This is a genomic window from Geobacter argillaceus (genome assembly GCF_007830735.1).
GTDB lineage: Bacteria > Desulfobacterota > Desulfuromonadia > Geobacterales > DSM-12255 > Geomobilibacter > Geomobilibacter argillaceus.
In genome coordinates this window covers 1-1,196 of sequence record NZ_VLLN01000068.1, presented here as the reverse complement: position 1 = coordinate 1,196, position 1,196 = coordinate 1, and the positions used below count along the sequence as shown (strand labels likewise).

The window sequence follows — 1,196 nt, the reverse complement described above, 5'->3', positions numbered from 1 at the left end:
GCAAATTGAAATCGGCGACATGAACAATTACGATATTTTTCAAAGAACTCATAATGTTACAGAAAACCAAACTCAATTATTCCGGACACCAGTGATTTTCCGTATGAAATCCATTCTCCGGAATCTATACAGAAAAGCTTTTCCAGCTTCCGCCCACGCGGAATGTCAACCGTCGCCTTTCGCCTCACAAGGGAGAGCATCGACCCCTTTCAACAGCTATCGACTTATGACCTTCAGAACCGGCCAGGAGAGGGGAGTGATACCAGCATGTCCAGGCAGGGTGAGGCCCACCTTGCGACTCCCACCGATCCAGAGTTTCTAGCGGTCTGGCCCACAGTTCAGGACACCCTCGTAACCGTCGCACAATCGCTCGAAACAACGTCAACCGCCGCTTTTCCCTCAACAAAATACTCGGTGGAACCGGAGACCACTCCCTATAGATTTATGAGCGGCGAACCTGCCGTTTGGCTGGAACAAAGATAGCCTTTTCAAAAAATTTATCGCCCAGTTCCGGTATGTCGGAATAGTCGATTTCCTCGTCTTTCATGGCGTCAACCCGCTCCCAATCAGTCCTTGACTTTTTTTTCAAGTTTTTCTTTTTCACTGGTGCCCTATCGATTTATGACCTTCAGCGCTGCCCCTATGATTCTAGAGCGGCAAAAGAAGGTAACATACTGAAATAACTTGCGACCAAATGCTTAGACGTACCAGCCTTGCCACCGGGGCCGCCATAACAGTCGCCTTTGGCGTTACCGGGAGAGCATCGACCCCCTTCAACAGCCCTCATCATTTTAATTGCCTCTTTGGCAAGTCTGGCAAGAATTTTCCCCTGCATCTTCTTGTTTTTACTCACCAAATCAATTTCTGATGCTGACAAATTATTATCTTTCTCCATCATGCGAACCTTTCCAACTATAGATTTTAGAGCGGCAGCACCGGACCACTATAGAATTTATGACCTTCAAAACCGGCTAGGAGAGGGGGGAATGAATGATATCCCCGGATCATCCCCCGGCACCCCTGGTTACGGTTCCCCTTGGTCCGAAATTGCCAGGCTGTTGACCCTTGCCGCTGGCAAGGCTGCAAAAACAATATATTTAGTCACTGGTGTCCGGAATAATTGAGTTTGGTTTTCTGTAACATTATGAGTTCTTTGAAAAATATCGTAATTGTTCATGTCGCCGATTTCAATTTGC

1 protein-coding gene is annotated in these 1,196 nt (G+C 47.2%); it reads right to left on the bottom strand.

Annotated features, from left to right (window positions below; genetic code table 11):
- Positions 1–640 precede the first annotated feature (640 nt).
- Positions 641–898 (bottom strand): hypothetical protein, encoded by a 258-nt coding sequence (locus tag JN12_RS20360; protein WP_145026390.1) that lies wholly within the window; start codon positions 896–898, stop codon positions 641–643.
- Between the last annotated feature and the right edge of the window lie 298 nt (positions 899–1,196).